General features: G+C 61.2%; 17 protein-coding genes. 8 read left to right on the top strand and 9 right to left on the bottom strand.

Translation table 11 applies throughout. The features are described 5' to 3' along the window. Positions 1–180 precede the first annotated feature (180 nt). Positions 181–1,491: an OprD family porin gene (locus AB7M22_RS12925; RefSeq protein WP_454186580.1), complete on the top strand. Its 1,311-nt coding sequence runs from the start codon at positions 181–183 to the stop codon at positions 1,489–1,491. A gap of 57 nt (positions 1,492–1,548) precedes the next feature. Here AB7M22_RS12925 and AB7M22_RS12920 read toward each other — a convergent pair whose 3' ends face one another. Continuing rightward, positions 1,549–2,037 (bottom strand): MarR family winged helix-turn-helix transcriptional regulator, encoded by a 489-nt coding sequence (locus tag AB7M22_RS12920; protein ID WP_454186579.1) that lies wholly within the window; start codon positions 2,035–2,037, stop codon positions 1,549–1,551. 212 nt (positions 2,038–2,249) lie between these two features. Here AB7M22_RS12920 and AB7M22_RS12915 point away from each other — a divergent pair, with 212 nt between their 5' ends. The 5 genes from AB7M22_RS12915 (at position 2,250) to AB7M22_RS12895 (ending at position 8,718) form a co-directional block, all read left to right on the top strand. Beyond that, positions 2,250–3,080, top strand: coding sequence for a p-hydroxycinnamoyl CoA hydratase/lyase (locus AB7M22_RS12915; RefSeq protein WP_007895816.1), 831 nt, complete (start codon positions 2,250–2,252; stop codon positions 3,078–3,080). Positions 3,081–3,208: 128 nt separating this feature from the next. Further along, positions 3,209–4,657: an aldehyde dehydrogenase gene (locus tag AB7M22_RS12910; RefSeq protein ID WP_454186578.1), complete on the top strand. Its 1,449-nt coding sequence runs from the start codon at positions 3,209–3,211 to the stop codon at positions 4,655–4,657. A gap of 132 nt (positions 4,658–4,789) precedes the next feature. Further along, complete coding sequence (locus tag AB7M22_RS12905; protein WP_454186577.1) at positions 4,790–6,673, top strand: feruloyl-CoA synthase; 1,884 nt, start codon at positions 4,790–4,792, stop codon at positions 6,671–6,673. Next, positions 6,670–7,911 carry a thiolase family protein gene (locus tag AB7M22_RS12900; protein ID WP_454186576.1) on the top strand — a complete coding sequence of 414 codons (1,242 nt, stop codon included), beginning with the start codon at positions 6,670–6,672 and terminating at the stop codon, positions 7,909–7,911. The genes AB7M22_RS12905 and AB7M22_RS12900 overlap by 4 nt, the downstream gene beginning before the upstream one ends. A 93-nt stretch (positions 7,912–8,004) precedes the next feature. After that, positions 8,005–8,718, top strand: coding sequence for a GntR family transcriptional regulator (locus tag AB7M22_RS12895; RefSeq protein WP_454186575.1), 714 nt, complete (start codon positions 8,005–8,007; stop codon positions 8,716–8,718). An 11-nt stretch (positions 8,719–8,729) separates the two neighbouring features. On the opposite strand, the gene AB7M22_RS12890 is transcribed toward AB7M22_RS12895, so the two are convergent. Both AB7M22_RS12890 and AB7M22_RS12885 read right to left on the bottom strand, forming a co-directional pair. Continuing rightward, the gene (locus AB7M22_RS12890) at positions 8,730–9,680 is read right to left on the bottom strand and encodes a PDR/VanB family oxidoreductase (RefSeq protein ID WP_454186574.1); all 951 of its coding nucleotides are present in this window, start codon (positions 9,678–9,680) and stop codon (positions 8,730–8,732) included. Next, entirely contained in the window at positions 9,677–10,723 is a 1,047-nt protein-coding gene (locus AB7M22_RS12885; RefSeq protein ID WP_454186573.1) for a Rieske 2Fe-2S domain-containing protein, read from the bottom strand. Before AB7M22_RS12885 ends, AB7M22_RS12890 begins: the two co-directional genes overlap by 4 nt. A gap of 317 nt (positions 10,724–11,040) precedes the next feature. Between AB7M22_RS12885 and AB7M22_RS12880 the strand changes: the two genes are divergently transcribed. Further along, positions 11,041–13,128, top strand: a complete 2,088-nt coding sequence (locus tag AB7M22_RS12880) for a TonB-dependent siderophore receptor (RefSeq protein ID WP_454188797.1) — start codon at positions 11,041–11,043, stop codon at positions 13,126–13,128. 106 nt (positions 13,129–13,234) lie between these two features. Here the strand turns inward: AB7M22_RS12880 and AB7M22_RS12875 are convergent, their stop codons facing one another. The 6 genes from AB7M22_RS12875 to AB7M22_RS12850 all read right to left on the bottom strand — a co-directional run bounded on the left by AB7M22_RS12875 (position 13,235) and on the right by AB7M22_RS12850 (position 20,280). Further along, complete coding sequence (locus AB7M22_RS12875) at positions 13,235–15,421, bottom strand: TonB-dependent siderophore receptor (protein ID WP_454186572.1); 2,187 nt, start codon at positions 15,419–15,421, stop codon at positions 13,235–13,237. A gap of 172 nt (positions 15,422–15,593) precedes the next feature. Beyond that, positions 15,594–16,817 carry a DUF3422 domain-containing protein gene (locus AB7M22_RS12870; RefSeq protein ID WP_454186571.1) on the bottom strand — a complete coding sequence of 408 codons (1,224 nt, stop codon included), beginning with the start codon at positions 16,815–16,817 and terminating at the stop codon, positions 15,594–15,596. 286 nt (positions 16,818–17,103) lie between these two features. Beyond that, the gene (locus AB7M22_RS12865) at positions 17,104–18,318 is read right to left on the bottom strand and encodes a pyridoxal phosphate-dependent aminotransferase (RefSeq protein WP_454186570.1); all 1,215 of its coding nucleotides are present in this window, start codon (positions 18,316–18,318) and stop codon (positions 17,104–17,106) included. Continuing rightward, positions 18,315–18,953, bottom strand: coding sequence for an RraA family protein (locus AB7M22_RS12860; protein WP_454186569.1), 639 nt, complete (start codon positions 18,951–18,953; stop codon positions 18,315–18,317). Before AB7M22_RS12860 ends, AB7M22_RS12865 begins: the two co-directional genes overlap by 4 nt. After that, a complete protein-coding gene (locus AB7M22_RS12855) occupies positions 18,953–19,615 on the bottom strand; it encodes an RraA family protein (protein WP_454186568.1) in 663 nt (220 codons plus the stop codon). Before AB7M22_RS12855 ends, AB7M22_RS12860 begins: the two co-directional genes overlap by 1 nt. Then, entirely contained in the window at positions 19,615–20,280 is a 666-nt protein-coding gene (locus AB7M22_RS12850; protein ID WP_454186567.1) for an RraA family protein, read from the bottom strand. Before AB7M22_RS12850 ends, AB7M22_RS12855 begins: the two co-directional genes overlap by 1 nt. Positions 20,281–20,385: 105 nt before the next feature. Here AB7M22_RS12850 and AB7M22_RS12845 point away from each other — a divergent pair, with 105 nt between their 5' ends. Then, a complete protein-coding gene (locus AB7M22_RS12845; protein WP_454186566.1) occupies positions 20,386–21,279 on the top strand; it encodes a LysR family transcriptional regulator in 894 nt (297 codons plus the stop codon). The last annotated feature ends 35 nt before the right edge of the window (positions 21,280–21,314 follow it).

The following is a 21,314-nucleotide window of genomic DNA, read 5'->3' as shown; positions in this document are numbered from 1 at the left end:
ATCAATGTCATGACGTATGGGTGAAGATGGATCTAAAAAATAGATAATAATATTAATGTTCGTTTATCGGTCATTGTGGATTGACGTCACCCTCAGCTGTTTCCATCCTCTGGCCTGAGATTCCTGGGGCAACCCTAGCGATCCCGTTCAAAAAACAACAACAATAAGTGGACATCGAACATGCCAAAGCTCCCTTGGAACGCCCTTGCGGCGACTTCAGCCTTACCTGTTCGCGTACCTTGCCTGGTCCTGTTGGGCTTGAGTGTGATTGCCACCCCGGCGTTGGCTGAAGGCTTTATCGACGACAGCCACGGTACCTTGACCTTGCGCAATTACTACCTGGATCGCGACTACAAGGATGACGGGGCGAAAACCGCGGCCAGGGAATGGGCTCAGGGTTTCATCATGAATGTGGAGTCGGGCTTTACCCCGGGGACTGTCGGCTTCGGCCTGGATGCCCGCGGGCTGATGGGGGTGAAGCTGGACTCGTCGCCGGACCGTAGCGGCACCGAGTTGCTGCCGGTGTCCAGCAGCGACAAGCGCGCGGCGGACGAATATTCGCGCCTGGCCATGACCGCCAAGATGCGTTTTGCCCAGACCACGGTGAAGACCGGTGATGTGTCGATCTTCCTGCCGTTCGCTTTCGCCAGCCCGTCGCGGCTGTTGCCGCAGACTTTTCGCGGCACCACCCTAAGCTCAAAGGACATCGACGGACTGACCCTCAACACCGGCTACATCGATCGCATCAACAAGCGTGATTCCACCGACTACCAGCCGATGAGCATCGCCTCGCCGAACCGGCGTTTCAACGGCGCGGCCACTTCATCGCACATGGCCTATGTCGGCGGCGATTATCAGGTGAACAAGGACCTCAGTCTGCGTGCCTATCACGCCGAAGTGGCGGACCTGTACCAGCAGAACACCCTGGCCTTGCTGCACAATCTGCAGGTGGGCGAGGGCACGCTGACCACCGACCTGCGCAGTTTTTTCAGCGACGAAGATGGCAGCGCCAAGGCCGGCAAGGTGGACAACCGTAACTTGTCGGCGCTGTTCGGCTATCGCTTCGGCGGTCATCGCCTGAGCCTGGGTTATATGCACGCCAGTGGCGACACCGCGACGCCTTATGTGTCGGGCACCGAGTTGATGGGCATGAGTGAGCTGACCATGAGTTCGGATTTCCTCAATGCCAAGGAGCGGACCTGGCAAGCGATGTACGACTATGACTTTGCCGCCGTCGGGGTGCCCGGGCTGAAGAGCCGGCTACGTTATGTGCGCGGTGACCATATCGAGCTGACGGCGTTGAATGCCGACGATCGCAAGGAGCGAGAATTCCAGATGGAGCTGGGGTATGTAATCCAGAGCGGTCCGCTGAAGAACGTCGGGCTGATGGCGCGCAAGTCGATCTATCGCAATGATTTCCCCGCCGGCGCAGCGTTTCGCGATGAAAACCAGACCCGCTTTCTGGTGCTCTACACCGTGCCGATCTGGTAAGTCGTTTTACCTGCCAAGTAGCCGGCCGTTCCCCAGGAACGCGCCGGCGTTGGCGTTTCAGGCCTGGTAGACCTTTTTCAAGAGCCTGAGCAGTTCTTCGCGTTCCTGGCTGTCGAGGTTGGACGTTGCATCCAGGTCGCTCTCGGCCGCGATCAGTTTCAGATCCTTGAGCAGGGCCTCGCCGGTCTTGCTGAGAAAAATCCCGTATGAGCGCTTGTCCGGTTTGCAGCGCACCCGCACCGCCAGTGCCCGGCTTTCCAGTTTGTTCAGCAGCGGCACCACTTGCGGTGGTTCGATGGTCAACGCCTTGGCCAGATCGGCCTGCATCAGCCCGGGATTCTGGTCGATGATCGCCAGGGCCGAGAACTGCGCCGGTCGCAAGTCATGGGCCGAGAGCCGACCAATGAGGTTCTGGAACAGTTTGAGCTGCGCCCGGCGCATGGCGTAACCGATCAGATCGTCCAGGGCGGAATCCAGCGGCGCCTGGGTTTCGGCGCTGTCGGCAGGGGCCTCGGGGGCGGCGGCAATCTTGGAAGACTTGGCCATTACAGGGTGAATCCTCAGGCTGGCGGTTAAGAAGACTATCTAGTTTGCCGAGATTGGCCGGGGATAGCCATGACCTCTTTCAGATCTCTGGGCGTTGCGCTTGTTTTCAGGACAAAAAATATTCGGTTAACTTGATTAATAGTTAATTGACATAACTAATATTGCGGTTTAGTTTTTACCCATCGTCAAGCCAAGAACAAGAGAGCAACGCCATGAGCAATTACGAAGGTCGCTGGACAACGGTCAAAGTGGAAATCGAGGAAGGCATTGCCTGGGTCATCCTCAATCGCCCGGAAAAACGCAACGCCATGAGCCCGACCCTGAACCGCGAGATGATCGATGTTCTGGAAACCCTGGAGCAGGATCCAGACGCCGGTGTGCTGGTGCTGACCGGTGCGGGCGAAGCCTGGACCGCCGGTATGGACCTCAAGGAATACTTCCGCGAAGTCGACGCCGGCCCGGAAATCCTGCAGGAAAAAATTCGCCGTGAAGCCTCTCAGTGGCAATGGAAACTGCTGCGCATGTACGCCAAGCCAACCATCGCCATGGTCAACGGTTGGTGCTTCGGTGGCGGTTTCAGCCCGCTGGTGGCCTGCGACCTGGCGATCTGCGCCGATGAAGCGACCTTCGGCCTGTCGGAAATCAACTGGGGCATCCCGCCAGGCAACCTGGTGAGCAAGGCCATGGCCGACACCGTGGGCCATCGCCAGTCGCTGTACTACATCATGACCGGCAAAACCTTTGGCGGGCAGAAAGCCGCCGAGATGGGCCTGGTCAACGAAAGCGTACCCTTGGCGCAACTGCGTGAAGTGACGATCGAGCTGGCGCGTAACCTGCTGGAGAAAAACCCGGTGGTGCTGCGGGCGGCCAAGCACGGCTTCAAGCGTTGCCGTGAACTGACCTGGGAGCAGAACGAAGATTACCTCTACGCCAAGCTCGATCAGTCGCGCCTGCTGGACACCGAAGGTGGCCGCGAGCAGGGCATGAAACAGTTCCTCGACGACAAGAGCATCAAGCCCGGTCTGCAGGCTTACAAACGCTGAAACCCGGACATGAATCAGGGCGAGCTGGCCGGGCGATCGAGCGTCTGCCAGCTGTTCGCCCCGGCGCCCAGGCGCTACTGTGAGCCCCTCGAACGTATTCCCGATAAAGACAATAAAGAGGAATCACCATGCTGGACGTGCCCCTGCTGATCGGCGGCCAGTCGTGCCCCGCCCGAGACGGACGAACCTTCGAGCGGCGTAATCCGGTGACCGGCGAAGTCGTGTCGCGGGTTGCCGCCGCCACTCTGGAAGATGCCGATGCTGCGGTCGCCGCGGCCAAAGCGGCATTCCCCGCCTGGGCGGCCCTGGCCCCCAATGAACGACGCACCCGGTTGTTGCGTGCGGCCGAACAGTTGCAGGCCCGCAGCGCGGAATTCATCGCGGCGGCCGGCGAGACCGGCGCCATGGCCAACTGGTACGGTTTCAATGTGCACCTGGCGTCGAACATGCTGCGTGAAGCGGCGTGCATGACCACCCAGATCACCGGCGAAGTCATTCCCTCTGATGTGCCCGGCAGCTTCGCCATGGCCCTGCGGCAACCGTGCGGCGTGGTGCTGGGCATCGCGCCGTGGAACGCTCCGGTGATCCTCGCCACCCGCGCCATCGCCATGCCGTTGGCCTGCGGCAACACCGTGGTGCTCAAGGCGTCGGAACTGAGCCCGGCGGTGCACCGATTGATTGGCCAGGTGTTGCAGGACGCAGGCCTCGGCGATGGCGTGGTCAACGTCATCAGCAACGCGCCCCAGGATGCCGCGGCGATTGTCGAGCGGCTGATCGCCAACCCGGCGGTGCGTCGGGTCAACTTCACCGGCTCGACTCATGTCGGGCGCATCGTCGGTGAACTGTCGGCGCGTCATCTCAAACCGGCGTTGCTGGAACTGGGCGGCAAGGCGCCGTTCCTGGTGTTGGAGGATGCCGACCTGGACGCAGCGGTGGAGGCTGCGGCCTTCGGCGCCTTCTTTAATCAGGGACAGATTTGTATGTCCACCGAGCGCCTGATCGTCGATGCCAAAGTGGCCGATGCCTTTGTCGCCAAACTCGCGGCGAAGATCGCTACCTTGCCCGCCGGCAACCCCAACGCCGAAGGTTCGGTGCTCGGTTCACTGGTGGACAGCAGCGCCGGTGAACGCATCAAACTGTTGATCGACGATGCTCTCGACAAGGGCGCAACCCTGGTCACGGGTGGTCAGCTTGCGGGCAGCATTCTGCAGCCGACCTTGCTCGACGGCGTCACCGACGCCATGCGCTTGTACCGCGAAGAGTCTTTCGGCCCGGTGGCGGTGGTGCTGCGTGGCGAGGGCGATGAAGAATTGCTGCGCCTGGCAAACGATTCCGAGTTCGGCTTGTCGGCGGCGATCTTCAGCCGCGACACCGGCCGTGCTCTGGCCTTGGCCCAGCGGGTCGAGTCGGGCATCTGCCATATCAACGGCCCGACCGTGCACGACGAAGCGCAGATGCCCTTCGGCGGGGTCAAGTCCAGCGGCTATGGCAGTTTTGGCGGCAAGGCGTCCATCGAGCATTTCACCCAGTTACGCTGGGTGACCTTGCAGAATGGCCCGCGGCACTACCCGATCTGAGCATCCGCCGCACCGTCGGGCGACGAATGCTTGAGAGCAGTCGCTGCCCGCGTGCAGGCAGACATAACAATAAAGAGGCTGCAACCACGCATTTGTGCGAGCCGGTGGTATGCCTTGATGGAGAGCAAGCACGTGAGTTCCGAATTCAGATCGCCACCCCAGACCGAAGCCAACGCGCCGCGCTATCGCCAGGTGTCCATCGGCAATCCTGCGGTCGAGGTCAGCGAAGAGCAGGGCATCCTGCATATGCGCTCCCTGGAACCCTTGGCCAAGTTGCCTGTACGTTTGCTGGATCGCCTGGTGCATTGGGCCCATGTGCGCCCGCAACAGACCTTTATCGCTGCTCGCCAGAACGGCGGCGACTGGCGCCGGGTGAGTTACGCCGAGATGCTGACCAGCGTCCGCGCCATTGCCCAACGCCTGCTCAGTTATGGGCTTTCGGCGGAACGACCGCTGGCGATCCTCTCGGGCAACGACATCGAGCATTTACAGATTGCCTTGGGCGCGATGTATGCCGGGATTCCTTACTGCCCGGTTTCTCCTGCCTATTCATTGTTGTCCCAGGATTTCGCCAAGCTGCGGCATGTCTGCAAGCTGCTGCAACCGGGCCTGGTGTTCGTCAGCGACGCCGCGGCCTATCAGCGGGCGATCGAGGCGGTGCTGCCGGCCGAAACGCCGCTGATCACCGTGCGCGGTCAAATGCCAGGTCGCAATCAGGCGAGCTTTGCCAGCCTGCTGGAACAACCCGGCGGTGCCGAGGCCGATTGTGCTTTCACGACTACCGGGCCGGACAGCATCGCCAAGTTCCTGTTTACCTCAGGCTCCACCAAGTTGCCCAAGGCAGTGATCACCACCCAGCGCATGCTCTGCGCCAACCAGCAGATGCTGTTGCAGACCTTCCCGGTGTTCGGCGAAGAACCTCCGGTGCTGGTGGACTGGCTGCCGTGGAATCACACCTTCGGCGGCAGCCACAACGTCGGGATCGTGCTGTACAACGGCGGCACTTTTTATCTGGACGACGGCAAGCCGACCGTCCAGGGGTTTGCTGAAACACTGCGCAACCTCAAGGAAATATCGCCCACCGCGTACCTCACCGTACCCAAGGGTTGGGAAGAACTGGTCAATGCGCTGGAGCAGGACGGCGAGTTGCGCGAACGTTTTTTCTCGCGCATGAAACTGTTCTTTTTCGCCGCCGCCGGTTTGTCCCAACGCGTTTGGGATCGCCTGGACCGGGTTGCCGAACAGCATTGTGGCGAACGCATTCGCATGATGGCCGGGCTCGGCATGACCGAGGCGGCACCGTCCTGCACGTTCACCACCGGGCCATTGTCCATGGCCGGCTACATCGGCCTGCCAGCACCCGGATGCGAAGTGCGGTTGGTGCCGGTGGACGGCAAGCTGGAGGGACGTTTTCGCGGGCCGCACATCATGCCGGGTTACTGGCGTGCGCCACAGCAGACCGCCGAAGTGTTCGACGAGCAGGGCTTTTACTGTTCCGGCGACGCATTGAAACTGGCCGACGCCCGCGATCCACAACTGGGGTTGATGTTTGACGGGCGCATCGCCGAGGACTTCAAACTGAGCTCCGGCGTGTTTGTCAGCGTCGGCCCGTTGCGCAACCGCGCAGTGCTCGAAGGTTCACCCTATGTTCAGGACCTGGTGGTGGCCGCGCCGGACCGCGAGTGCCTGGGTGCGCTGGTCTTCCCTCGTCTTTACGAATGCCGACGTCTGGCCGGTTTGAGTGCGCACGCCAGTGATGCCGAGGTCCTGGCCAGCGTGCCGGTGCGAGAATGGTTCGGCGATTGGCTGCAACGGCTCAATCGCGACGCCACCGGGAATGCCAGCCGCCTGGAATGGATTGCGCTGCTCGACGAACCTGCCTCCATCGACCGCGGTGAAATCACCGACAAGGGCTCGATCAACCAGCGTGCGGTGTTGCAGTGGCGCGCCGACAAAGTGGAGGCGCTGTATCGCGGAGAAGAACCTTCCATCTTGCGTGCCGGACCTCTGCCGTGAGTGGGGCGGGGCAGTATTCGAGCTTTGGCGATGTGGCCATTTTCGAAGCACTGCGCACGCCTTGGGTCGATCTCGGCGGGGCCTTGGCCCAGGTTTCGCCGATCGACCTGGGGATCAAGGTCGGACGCGAGGTGCTTGCCCGCGCCGCTATCGATCCATCTTTGGTCGATAGCGTGTTGGCTGGCTCCATGGCTCAGGCCAGTTTCGATGCTTACCTGCTGCCTCGGCATATCGGCCTTTACAGTGGCGTGCCGCAAGAGACTCCGGCACTGGGTGTGCAGCGCATCTGCGCCACCGGTTTCGAACTCTTGCGGCAGGCCGCCAGGCAGCTGGATGACGGCGTGCAGTTAGCCCTGTGCGTGGCGGCTGAATCCATGTCGCGCAACCCGATTGCCGCCTATACCCACCGCAGCGGTTTCCGGCTCGGTGCGGGCGTGGAATTCAAGGACTTTCTCTGGGAAGCCCTCTACGACCCGGCCCCGGGTGTAGACATGATCACCACCGCTGACAACCTGGCCCGGCGGCACGGTCTGAGCCGCGAAGAGGTGGATCGTTACGCCCTCGACAGCCATCAACTCGCGCTGCTGGCCCAGGCCGAGGGCTGGTTTGAACCGGAGCTGGTGGCGCTGGGCAATGAGCGCTTTGAACTGACTGGCTATCAGCCACGCAGTATCCAGTTGCCACGGGGCGTAGACCGCGTGACTCGCGACAGTCATCCGCGACCCACCGATCTGGACGCCTTGGGCCGGTTGCGGGCGGTGCATGCAGGCGGTGTGCAAACGGCCGGCAACAGTTGCGCGGTGGTCGATGGCGCGGCGGCCGCGCTGGTGGGGCGAGCGTCTGCGGCCCGGCGTCCGGCGTTGGCCCATTTGCTGGCCAGTGCCGTGGTAGGCGTGGCACCGGAATTCATGGGCATAGGGCCGGCGCCAGCCATCCAGTTGCTGTTGCAACGCAGCGGGCTGGCCCTTGGTGAAATCGGCTTGCTGGAAATCAATGAGGCCCAGGCCGCTCAGGTATTGGCTGTGGCCCAGGCGCTTGAGCTGGACGGTGACCGGCTCAACCGGCGGGGCGGCTCGATTGCTTTGGGGCATCCTTTGGCCGCCACGGGTTTGCGCCTGGTGCTGACCCTGGCCAGGCAACTGCGCGAGGGCAATCTGCGTTATGGCATCGCCGCCGCGTGTATCGGTGGCGGGCAGGGCATGGCACTGCTGATCGAAAACCCGGCGTATCAAGGCTGAAGCAAAACCCCGAGGTCTTTGCTGCAGTCAGCCCAATCCTTGCGTCACTGTCTTGCGTTACTATGCAGACCCACCTTTCTGGAAGTTGCCTGGATGAGTAAGCCCGGTCAAACGGTGCTGGTCGCGTTGCGCAAGATGATCGCCTCGGGCGAGCTGGCGGCTGGCGAGCGCTTGATGGAAATTCCCACAGCAGAGTTGTTTGGTGTCTCGCGAATGCCGGTGCGCATGGCGTTCCGCACGCTGGAGCAGGAAGGTTTGCTGGTGCGCTTTGGCGGGCGTGGGTTTCAGGTGCGTTCGGTCAGCCCCGATGACATTGCCGGTGCGGTTGAAGTGCGAGGTGTGCTCGAAGGCCTGGCGGCGCGTCAGACCGCCGAGCGCGGGCTATCGGACGAAGCCCGGGCGACCCTTGAACAGTGCCTGATGCAAGGTGATCAGCTGTTCGACAAGGGGTTTGTGACCATCGAGGACCTGGAGGTCTATCACGACCTCAACATGCGTTTTCACGAAGTGATTGTCGAAGGCAGCCACAACCCGGCGATCGCCGACGCACTGGCGCGCAACGATCATTTGCCCTTCGCTTCGGTAACAGCCCTGGCTGTGGACCGTAACGACATGGTCCGGGAATACCGACGCTTCAACTACGCCCACATGCAACACCATTCGGTGTTCGATGCCCTGGTCAACCGCCAGGGCGCGCGTGCCGAAGCGATCATGCGCGAGCACGCCAACGCCACGCTGCGCTATGCCGAGATCTTCGGCTCGGCGACGGCCGAAGCGCGGATGAAGGTCATCCTCCGCTCGGAATAGGCGCGATTCTTTCAGATATCCAGCACCAGCAGCGGCGTTTTCGAGCGCGAGCAGCAAGGGGTGAATTGGTCGTTGCAGGCCTGTTCATCCTCGGTGAGGAACAGGTCACGGTGTTCCGGCACGCCCTCCAGCACCCGAGTCAGGCAGGTGCCACAGATGCCCTGTTCGCAGGAAATGGCGATCTCGATGCCCTGGTTTTGCAGCACCTGCACCACGCTCTTGTCGGCCGGCACCTCGAAGACCTGGCCGCTGCTGGCGACCTTGATCGAGAAACTGCCATCGGCGCCAGTGTCGACGGGGTTGGCGGCGAAGTACTCGCGATGCAGGCTTTGCTCCTGCCAGCCTTTGGCCTTGGCCGTGTCCAGCACATGCTGCATGAAACCGCCGGGGCCACACACATATAAATGCACATCGTTCTGAGGTGTGGCCAGGACCTTGGCCGCGTCCAGCGCGGTGTCGGGTTCCTGATCGAAATGCAGGAATACCCGGTGGGCAAAAGGCGAGTGTTGCAGGCGTTCGACAAAGGCTGCGCGCTCTCGCGAACGGGCGCAGTAGTGCAGTTCGAAATCCGCGCCGCTGTGGGCCAGGCGCTCGGCCATGCACAGGATCGGGGTAATGCCGATACCACCGGCGAAGAGCAGGCTGCGCCGGGCCTCATGCGCCAGTGGAAACAGATTGCGCGGCTCACTAATAGACAGCCGCGTGCCGGGGTGGATCTGCTCGTGCATGGCCAGTGAACCACCGCGAGAGGTCGGATCCTTGAGCACGCCAATCAGGTAGCGATGGCGTTCTTCGGGGTGGTTGCACAGCGAGTATTGCCGGATCAAGCCGCCGGGCAGGTGCACATCGATATGCGCACCGGCGCTGAAGGTCGGTAGCGGTCGATCATCGACACTGGCCAGCTCGTAGCTGCAGATGTCCTGGGCTTCGTTGTTGCGCGATACCACCTGCACTTCGATCATGCCATTGACTCCTGCGGGGCTCGTTCCTCGGCGATCAGGCGCTCCAGAACACGGCGCGACTGCACGCCGCCGGCGTCGATATTGAGCTTGAGCAAGTTGCGCTGGGGATGGCTGAGCAGGTTCTGTTGCTGGCGTTCAAGCATCTCCAGGTCTTCGCTGAAAATCTTCCCCTGACCCTCGCGAATGCTCGCGGTCAAGGCTTCATCCTGCGGGTTGAAATTGCGCGCCATGCCCCAGAAGTACCAGATCGAGGTTTCGGTTTGCGGCGTGATGAAGTCGACGACAATGCTCGACGCCTTGAACTGTTGGGGGGCGTGATAACCACCTTTGCCGGCATGGGCCACACCGACTTCGATCAGCACATGACTGGGCGGGGTGAAGCGGCAGATCTGCCAGCGGTCCACGGGTACATCGTCGGCCAGGTTGTTGCCGCGCAGGGCCATGCGCCAGAAGGGCGGGGCCATGATGTTTTCCATGTGGCGGGCAGTGACCACCTCGTCGCCGTCGACCGTGGTCATCGGCGGTGCTTCGTCGATTTCCTTTTGGCCGATGCTGGACGCGTGAACGTAGGTTTCGTGAGTCAGGTCCATCAGGTTGTCGATCATCAGGCGATAGTCGCACTGGATGTGGAACAGGCCGCCGCCATAGGCCCACTCGTCGCTGACCGCCCATTCCAGATGATGGATCAGCGCCGGGTCGGCCAACGCCTGATCGCCGGGCCATACCCAGATAAATCCGTAACGCTCGACCACGGCGAATGTCTTGTTGCACGGAAAGCCGCGAACTCGCTGCCCGGGCATTTCCACGGTCTTGCCGTCGCAGCCCATCACTAGGCCGTGATAGCCGCACACCAGGTTGCCGTTTTCCACATAACCCAAAGACAGCGGTGCGCCGCGATGAGGGCAGAAGTCCTCGACAGCTGCCACCTTGCCTTCGTGCCCGCGGTAAAAAACCATCTTTTCACCACAGATTTGACGGCCTAGCGGCTTGTCGGCGATTTCATCGGGTGTACAGGCGACGTACCAGGTGTTCTTGGGGTACATGGAGATTCTCCAAGGTTGTTTGTTGTTATTTAGTGGATCCATTAATGGTGATTTATGGGGTGTTTGTCAAACTGATTCTGTTTGTTAACGATTCAGTGGATCCATTGATGGTTTTGCCAAACGGTCAATGTACTCATCGGACCTGCCCGGAACGGCGCCTGGGCCGTGAAGTTTCAGCGCTCAGTAAGTCGTTAGTTAATAGTACTGAGGGTATTTACTGGAAATACGTCGCACCATACAATGAGAATCATTACTACTAACTCATTGAGTGCGACGTCTTGAGCCATCCCCACCCCTTTGCCCGCCGCAAGGTTTTCATGAAACACGCGTTGCCAACACTCTCCTGCGTTATGTTTGCCAGTCCACTGTGGGCACAGGAAGCCATCGAACTGCCGACCACTGATATTCAGGCAAGCCGCGTCAGCCAAGACACGAGCTACACCACTTCTCAAGCCAGTACGGCGAGCAAAAGCAATGTGCCGATCAAGGAAGAGGCGCAATCGGTCAATGTGGTCACCCAACAAACCCTGGCCGACTATCAGGTGCGCTCGCTGGCCGACGCCATGAAGTTCGTCAGCGGCGTCAGCCAGGGCAACACCCTGGGCGGCTCCCGGGACTCGCTGGTCAAGCGCGGTTTTGGCACCAACGATGACGGCTCGATCCTGCGCGATGGCGTGCGCTCCAACCTGGGACACAACTTCAGCGCCACGACGGATCGTGTCGAAGTGCTCAAAGGGCCGGCCTCGATGCTGTACGGCGCGCTGGAGCCTGGCGGATTGATCAACGTGATCAGCAAGAAGCCTGAATACACCCAGAGCACAACCCTGAGCGGCTCGGCCTATAGCGAAGGCGGCGGCACCCTGGCGATGGACACCACAGGGCCGATGGGAGATACGGGCCTGGCCTATCGCCTGATCGCGGAACGTGGCCATGAAGATTACTGGCGCAACTACGGCGTGAATGAGAGCACGTTGGTCGCACCATCGCTGACCTGGACCGGCGACCGCGCCAGCTTGACGCTGAGCTACGAGTACAACGAATACTCCAATCCCTTCGACCGCGGCACCGTGTTCACCAACGGTCATCCGGCGGACATCGACTACGACAAGCGCCTCGACGAACGCTGGGCGAAAAGCGTCGGTATCCGTGAACTGGCCACCGCGCGCTTCGAATATCAGCTGAGTGATGATTGGAAAACCCGTGTTACCTACGGCTGGAACAACGACCGCTACAGCCTCTCGATTGCCCAGCCGAATTCGTTGACCGGCAACAATCTGCGACGTGCTGCCAACGGCGCTCATTACGACGATGAGACCCGCTACGCCAGTTGGGATTTCATTGGCCAGCAGGAACTGTTCGGCCAACGCCATGACCTGCTGGTCGGCGCGGATACTGAAGCCTCCGACCAATTTCGCGGCAAAACCTACCGTAATACAGCACGGTCAGGCTTCGACATCACGTCGCCGGTTTATGGTCGTCTGGCCGAGCCGAGCCTCGTCAGCGCCGCTCAAAGCGACTTGAGTAACCAGCTGACCTCCAGCTCCGTGTACTTCAAGGATAACTGGCACCTCGATGACCGCTGGATCCTGGTTCTCGGTGGTCGCCAGCAGCATTACGATCAGTACAGCGATCAGGGCCGCGGCAGCAGCTATACCGTCAACCGCGACGATAACGGCGATGCCTTCGTGCCGTTCCTGGGTCTGGTCTACAAAGCCACCGATAGCCTGTCGCTGTACGGCAACTACAGCCGTTCATTCAAGCCCAATACCGATGTCGACGATGCCGGCCACACCTTCGATCCGGAGGAGGGCCGCAGCTACGAGGTTGGCGCGAAGTACGATCCGCTGCCAGGGCTGAACATCAACCTTGCGCTGTTCGACATCGTCAAGAAAAACGTCGTGACCAGCCAGACGGTCAATGGCGTCAGCCTCTCGGAGGCGGCAGGCAAGGTCGGTTCACAGGGCCTGGAGCTGGACATCACCGGGCGTGTGGCCGAGCGCTGGGACCTGATCGGCACCTACGCTTACACCCACACGGAAATCCTCGACGATCCGGATGACGAGGGTCACCGTCTCGCCAACGCGCCGAAGCACACCGCGAGCCTGTACCTCACGCATCACCTGAACATTCCGACCGAGTTCGGGGCCTGGCATACCGGTGCCGGCGCACGTTACGTCGGCGAGCGTGCGGCGAATAACGCCAACGATTTCTGGCTGAGCAGCTACACCGTGGCCGATGCCTTCGTACGTTGGGAATCGCCGATGTTCGGGTACAAGACTTCGCTGCAGTTCAATGTCGACAACCTGTTCGACAAACAGTACTACCCGTCCTCCACCGGCAGCCAGCTGCAGGTCAATGTCGGCGAGCCGCGCACGGCACGCCTCAGCGCCAGTGTGACATTCTGATCGCACTGCCTTGACGCGCTGCCCCGTTCTGTCCTTGTAGCCGACGGAACGGGGTGGCGGTCATCCTCAACCTCGACGGCGCTTCAGGCGTCGGCCAACACTGGCATCAGAAGTTGATCGAGGCACTCAGCCGCGCAGTCAGTGGCGCGCCCTGGAACAGGTAGCCATCGCCCATGTACTCACCGGCGTCACGCCAGTAGCGCTTGTCGAACAGATTATCCACGGTCAGCCGGAACACCGTGTCGTAACCGTCGATGCGCGTGCTGTAGCGGCTGCCGATGTTGAAGATGGCATAGGCGCCGGTCTGCACTTCACCTTGGCGGTTGGCGTACTTGTTGCCGCTGTACTGTACGCCGCCGAGCAACGCCAGGCCGTCGAACCAGGGCAGGGCGTAGTCGCCGTAGAGGCTGGCGCGCAGGGTCGGAACGTTGATCGCCTGGTGGCCTTCATAAGCTGGCGTGCCGCTGTCGGTGACGCGCGCGCGAATCGCCGCGACACTGGCAGAAATCTGCAGGCGCTGGCTGGCCCAGCCATTGGCCGAGAACTCCAGCCCGGTGTTCTTCTGTTCGCCCTGTTGGGTGAACGTGAACGTGCCGTCATCATTCGGTCGCGAGTACTGATAAGCCTGGCGAATCTGGAACAGCGCCGCGGCCAGGCTGATGCGCTGCCAGTCGTATTTGATGCCGGCCTCGATTTGTCGCGACACAGTGGGTGCGAGGATTTCAAAGGCATTGGTGGTGAACCACGCCGCTTCGCCGCCCAAGGACAGGCCCTTGCTGTAGCGGGTGTACAGCGACAGGTTTTGCAGCGGCTTGTAGATCAGTGCGGCCTGCGGCAGGAACACATAGCGCTGGGTGTGCCGGGTGGTGTCGCCCTGGCTGTCGAAGGTCTCTTCATCCAGGCGCACTTCGCGCCCGCCGAGCACGGTCTGCCATTGCTCGTTGAAGCTGATCCGGTCATTGAAGAACAACCCGTACTGACGGCTGTCCAGGCGTCGATAGGAATCGTTGAGCGGCCCGTCGTAGCGGGCAAAATCAGCCGGTTCGCTGTTGATGTTGGCACTGCCGATCATCTGGTTGATGGCGTCGCGCTTGTCCACCACGCGGCGGAACGCGCTGGTCCCCACGCTGAGTTCATGGCTCAGGCCGGCGGTTTCGAAGCGGCCGCTGAGGGCGGCCTGCACCTCGTCGTTGCGGCGGGTATCGTCGGGGCTGCGGAAATCGTAAATGTCGTAGTCGCCCTCGGGGCTGAAGTAGTTCGGCACCGCCGCGCTGGCGCAACTGGTTGAGCCGTAGCAGCCCCAGGCGAATGAGCTGTAGTCATCGATCACCACCCGGCTGCGCGAGGCGCTAAGGCTGCCTTTCCATTGGTCGCTGAAGCGGTATTCGAAGTTGCCGTTGAGGTTCAGCGCATCGGTGGTGACCGGCTTCGAACCGCTCTGGTGTGCCAGTAGCTTCTTCGGCGAGGCGTGGTGCGGCAAGCTGGAACCGCCGAGCAGTTGATAACCCGGTGCCGAGCGCTGTTCCTTGGTCTGGTACTCGGCATCCAGTTGCAGCAGGGCATCGGGGCTGATGTTCCAGTCGAAGGCCAGAGAGGCGAAATCACGCTGGCCGTTGGTGTGTTCGACGTAGGAGTGAAGGTCTTCATGTGCCAGATTGGCGCGCAGACCGAACTGCTGTTCGCTGCCGAACCATCCACCGACATCGGTGGCCAGGTAACCGCTGCCGCGATCATCGGTGGAGACGGTGACCGAACGCACATCGGCAGGCCGCTTGGTCACGTAGTTGACCAGCCCGCCGGGCTCGCTGACACCGCTTTGCAGGCCGGAAAGGCCTTTGAGCAACTCCACCTGCTGTTTGTTTTCCAGCCCGACGTTCTGCTCGCCGGTGATGGTGCGGCCGTTGATCTTGTAGCTGCTGGCGGAGTTGAGGGAGAAGCCGCGTACCACGAAGTTTTCGTAGTAACCGACCGGCGCGTAGCTTTCACCCACCGAGGCGTCGTTGCGCAGCACTTCGCTGAGCAGGCGCGCCTGCTGATCCTTGATCAAGGCCTCGTTGACCACTGAAATCGAGGCCGGCGTATCAAGCAATGGCGCCGCTTCGAAACCACCAACCGAAGCGCTTTCGGCCTGATAACCGGAGGTGTCTTCGCCGGTGACGGTCACCGCCGGCAGTTCGGTGGCGGCCCAGGCCGAAGGCATCGCGCTGGCCAGCAGCAGGCCCAGGTTCAGGGGATTGAACGCGAACCGCGGGGCGGTCACTCCCTCGCGGGAGGTCCGGTAAAGCATATCCATGAAAACTCCTCGACGACTGCGCTCCCGGGCTCGCGAATACCGGGCACAGGTGCCCGGGCGCGCTTCAGGAATGAGTCGGTTAAAACTGGAAAAAGCGATGTGCCCTGAGGGCTGGTAGTGCATGACCCCTGGCGCGCACGGCAATCAGCGCGCCAGGGGCATTTTACGGTGGTCAATGCTCTTTGGCTTTCCTGATTCTGATCAAAATAAACAGCAGGACGCAGAGCGCGAGCGGGGTCATGGCCAGCAGGGCGTCTCTCGCGGAAATATCCGCGCCCATGACATGCAATCCTGAGTAGAACAGCTTGAACAGGCTCAACAAGTAATAGGTGATGGCGATAATCGACAAGCCTTCGACGGCGCGCTGGATTTTGATTTGAGTATCGGCGCGGGCGTTCAGGCTCTTCAGGATTTCCGAGTTCTGCTCTTCCATTTCGACCTGGACACGGGCCTGCAACAAATCCCCGAGGTTGGCCACGCTTTCGGCCAGTTGCTCCAGGCGTTGTTCGGTGACCGCGCAGTATCTGACCGTGGGTTTAAAGCGTCTTTCGATGAAGATACCCAGTCGCTGGCAATCACCCACATGACTTTCGCGCAGTTCGCCCAGGCGTTCGAAAACCAGCTGTGCATAGGCCTGGGTGGCGCTGAAGCGGTGTCGGGTTTTTGCGCTGCTGCTGACTACTTGCGCCGACAGGTTGGCAATGTCGGTCAGCAACGCTTTCGCATTTCCGGTATCGGGGCCGGCGTTACGTTCCGAGAGGTTGACCAGGGTCTTGTCGAAGACGTTGAGCTGAGTGCTCAAGGCTTTCGCGGTGATGAGTGAAAGCGAAGCCATCATTCGGTAAGTTTCGATTTCCAGCAGGCGACGGATCATCCGTCCCAGCCGATACGCATTCAGGCGTTTGTTAATGAACAGGAATCGGTTGGTGCCGTCCTCACTCAGGCGAAAATCGCTCCAGACCGTCGCATCGCCACCGCCGATGCAAGAGCCGCTAGGATCTTTGAATCCATAAACAGACAAATCGCCGGAAAAGGACGTATCAGTGCGCACCACAATCTGCACCGCGTTGATCACGTGCTGCATGAAGGGTTCGACCCGCTCCATCAAGGCTCTGGGTGGCGGGCTCCAGCACGGTTCGTGACTGGAGGAGGGCACCACCAGCGTCAGCGTCAGGAACTCCGCGTGCCGCTCCCACTTCAAGGCATGGCCCTCCAGTTCGGTGATGCCTTGGGCAGCATCCGGGTCGACCGGGCCTGGGCAGCAGCGACTCAGCAGGGTGTCGCATTCCCCGTCATCCACCAGAAACGCCAGATGAAACACGTGGGCGGGCTCGTCGAAATACAGAGAAGGGCGCGCGTGCAACTCGTTGTGCAGGATCAGTCTTTGCGGATGCATGCTGTTTGGGCCATGTTGGAGTTGTTTGTTCTTGGGACTGGATGCCCCATTCTTGAGTCACAAACAAAACCGGCGATCGACCAATGCCAGTCAGCCAAACCGCAATCCCTGTGGGAGTGTTGTGATCAACGCTGGCCCAATGTGGGAGCGAGCCTGCTCGCGAAGGCGACGGCACAGTCAACATTGATGTCGCCTGATACACCGCTATCGCGAGCAGGCTCGCTCCCACACTCGTTCGGTGTCGTTCGGGAATGTTGTGATCAACGCTGGCCCGCTCCCACAGGTTTTAACGCAACGCTGTACAGAACGCCCGAATCGCCTCGCAGGCCTGGCGCAATGAAGCGTCATCCAGCGCATAGGCAATACGAATATAGGGGCCAAGGCCGAACGCACTGCCATGCACCACCGCCACATCCGCTTCGTCGAGCAGCGCGTGGGCGACATCTTCGTCGGTGTGCAGCACTCGACCAGCAGGCGTGGTGCGGCCGATCAATCCGGCACAGGAAGCGAACGCATAGAACGCTCCGGCCGGACTGACGCATTCAAGGCCTGGGGTGTCATTCAGCAACGCCACCATCAAATCGCGACGACTCTGGAATGCAACGCGGCTTTCACGGATGAAATCCTTGGGACCTTCCAGTGCTGCGAGCGCAGCCTGTTGCGAGACAGAACTCGCCCCCGAGGTCTGCTGGCCCTGCAGTTTTTCCATGGCCTCCAGCAACCAGCGCGGCCCGGTGGCAAAACCGATGCGCCAGCCGGTCATGGCGTAGGCCTTGGAGACACCGTTCATGGTCAGGGTTCGCGGTGCCAGTCGTGGCTCCACCTGGGCCAGGGTGTAGAACGCTTGATCGTCGAAGATCAAGTGTTCATAGATGTCATCGGCCAGAATCAGCACATGGGGATGATCCAGCAACACCGCCGCCAGGGCACGAAGTTCCACCTCGCTGTACACCGCACCGGTTGGATTGGACGGCGAGTTGAGAATCAACCAACGGGTCTGCGGGGTGATCGCGGCGGCCAGTGCCGCAGGCGTCAGTTTGAAACCGGTATCGGCATCGCAGGTGACGATCCGCGCTTCACCGCCGCACAGTTGCACCATCTCCGGGTAACTGACCCAGTACGGCGCCGGCACGATGACCTGGTCGCCCTCGTTGAGGGTTGCGGCCAGGGCGTTGTAGATCACCTGTTTGCCACCGTTGCAAACCAGCGTGTCTTGCCAGTTCACTTCCAGACCGTTTTCACGGCGGAACTTGGCCGCCACCGCTTCACGCAACGAGCGCACACCGGCGACCTGGGTGTAGCGGGTATGGCCGTGCTCGATGGCATGAATAGCCGCCTCGCGCACATGTTTTGGGGTGTCGAAATCGGGTTCGCCGGCACACAGCGAAATGATCTTCGCCCCTTGTGCCCGACGCTCCGCCACCCGATCCATAATCCGGTAAGTCGCCGAGGGTTGCGCACTGGCCAGGCGCTGGCTCAGCCGTTGGATATCGACGCTCATGCGCGGGTTCTCCACTCAGTCAGGTTCATCAGTTCCAGGGTCGAGCGACCTTCGGTCAGCGCCTGCATCATCTGCGCTTCCTTGTTCGCTCGCGCTTCGCCTTCTGCGAGGGTACGTGCGGCATCGGCCTTGGGGATGATGATCACGCCGTCGTCGTCAGCCACCACCAGATCGCCCAGCGCCACAAAAGCGCCATTGAAATTGAACGGTTGTCCCACTGAGGGGGCGCTGGCCTTGACCGTACCTTTCACCGAAATGCCACGGGCGAATACCGGAAACTGGCGTTTCTTCAGCGCCGCGATATCGCGTACGCCACCATCGATGACCAAACCGACCACGCCCGCCGCTTCGGCCGCCACGGTGAGCACCTCGCCCCAGTAACCGGCGATGAAGCCGCCCGTGCCCACGACCAGTACGCTGCCACGGGGCACGCGTTCCATCGCCAGATGCAGGGCCAGGTTGTCGCCCGGCGAACACTCCAGCGGATAGGCGGGGGCGGCGATGAAGGCGCCGTCCCAGATCGGCCGGATCGCACTGTCGACCGCGCAAGGCAGATGGGACGCTTCATACAGTGTCGAGCTGCCCAGTACTTTTGCCCGCGCGCGAAAATCCAGGGGGAAGGGGAGCGTGGTCATCAGACTTTCCTCTGCAGGTTGTGGTAACCCAGGGCGGCCCGGGCTTCTTTAAGGGTTTTGCCTTGGGTGATCAGGGCGCGAATATCGGCTTCGACCGATTCGATCTGGCGGGCACACGCCGCCACTTCAGCTGCACGGGCGCGAGGCACGATCACCACGCCGTTGGCATCGGCGACCACGATGTCACGGGAGCAGACCCGCGCCGTGCCGATGGACACCGGCTGGTTGACCGACTGCACTTGCACGCGGTCTTTGCCGGTGCGCATGAAGCGACCTTTGCTGAAGATCGGGTAGCCATCGCCCAACGCCTTGTTCACATCACGGCACACTCCATCGATGACCGTTGCGGCGATCTGTCGAGTGCCGGCGTACTGGGTCATGATGTCGCCCCAAACGGTGCAGTCGGTGCGGCCGCCATTGTCGATAACCACCACGTCGCCAGGCGCGACGTCTTCGATGAAATCACCCACGGTGCCCGGCGGGACGCTGGCCGAGACGTATTGCACGGTGAACGCCGGCCCGACGATGACCTTGCGGTAATTGTCCAGCGGTGCCACGTCGAGGCATTGACCGGGCAGGCCGAGCTTGTCCAGGGCATCGGAGACGCCCGGAGTGTCGAGGCCTTCAAACAAGGCGACCAGGGTTTGATCTTCAAGATTCATCAGGCGTGCTCCACGCGGATCGCTTCGAACTGGGTGTCGTGCATCACCTCGGCCACCGAGCGACCGCTGCGCACGGCCTCGACCATGCCGTCCTGGCGGCGGGCGATGCGCTCGCCGAGATCGATGACCTTTTCGATATGGATTTGGGGGACGAACACGGTTCCGCAGGTATCGGCAATGACATAGTCATCCTCGCTGACGTCGACACCGGCGACCTTGATCGTCACCGCCGCATCGATCTGCACCACCCGGTTGCGCGCACTGATCATGGTCACGCCTCGGCCATAAACCGGGTAACCAATCGCTTCGCTGCCGTCGATGTCGCGGCTGAAACCGTCGATCACCGTGCCGCGCACCTGCTTGCCGGCCGCTGCGTTGGCGAGGATGTCGCCCCAGCAGGAAATACCTTCGATACCGCCGGCGATCACCAGCACACGATCGTCGCTGTCGATTTGTTCAACCACCGGGGTAATCAGGTGCACGGTGGGCACGGTGTCGGACTTGGGCGCCAGCAATACGGTACTGGCGCGGCCAACGATCTTCGGGCAGTTCCACAGCGGACGTAGCCCCACGGTGGCACCCGGCAGGCCGAGGAAGTCGAGCGCATCGGAGACCGTGTTGGTATCCAGCGCCGCCAAGCGATCCAGCAAACTCTTATTGATCATGGGAAAGCCCCTGTGGTGACGGAGGCGCCCAGTGTCAGCGAGACAATTTGATAGGTATATTACTAATCACAGAAGCGTTACATACGTTAAACCTATGGATTAGCCATGATCAATTTCCGTCTGATTCGTCACCTCTGGTTGTTCCTGGCCGTCGCCGAAGAACAGAATTTCGGCCGCGCCGCCAAACGCTTGGGAATGTCCCAGCCGCCGCTGAGCGAGCAGATTCAAGTGCTGGAGCAGGCGCTCAAGGTCAAACTGTTCGACCGCTCGCGGCGTGGCGCGAAGCTGACTCCGGTGGGGGCGGCGATCCTGCCGGCGGTGCGAAAATTCGCCGAGCAACTGGAGCGCCTCGAACTGGCCGTGGAAGAGGCGGTGGCGGGGCAGTCGGGGATGTTGACCGTCGGTGCGATTTCCACGGCCATGTTCGATGTGTTGCCCGGGTTGATCGAGAAACTGAAGATCGATTACCCGCACCTCAGCGTGTCCGTACGGGAAATCGACAGTGTCGAAGCGGTGCCTGCGCTGGAAGCCGGGGACATCGACCTGGCCTTCGCCCGTCTGGACGGTGACCTGGGGGCTTCGATCAAGTCACTGCCGTTGACCGAGGATCGTCTGGTCGTGGCCCTGCCCAGCGATCATCCATTGGCTGCGCGCAAGCGTATCAGCCTGTCGAGCCTGGCCACCGAGCCCTTGGTGATGTTTTCCCGAAAGGTCAGCCCGGTGTACTTCGACAATCTGATCGCAACCTGCCGCGCCAGCGGTTTTTCCCCGCGCGTGTTGCATGAAGTGCGCTCCGTCGCTTCGCAAATCGCGTTCGTCAGTTGTGGGCAAGGCATCGCTTTGGTGCCAGCGTCGCTGAAAAAACTGGCCCCCGATAATGTGGTGTTGCGACCCCTGAGCCAGCCGCTCAATGTGGTGACGACAGCGGTTGCCTGGAACGCCGATCGGCCCAATCCGCTGGTGGAGGAGGTGGTCGCCCGGCTCAAAAAATCAGTTTGATAGGTTTGACCTATGACGGTATTCCCGAATGAGGA

The sequence above is a fragment of the Pseudomonas sp. ADAK2 TE3594 genome, assembly GCF_053628675.1.
This window is presented reverse-complemented; position numbering and strand designations above follow the sequence as displayed.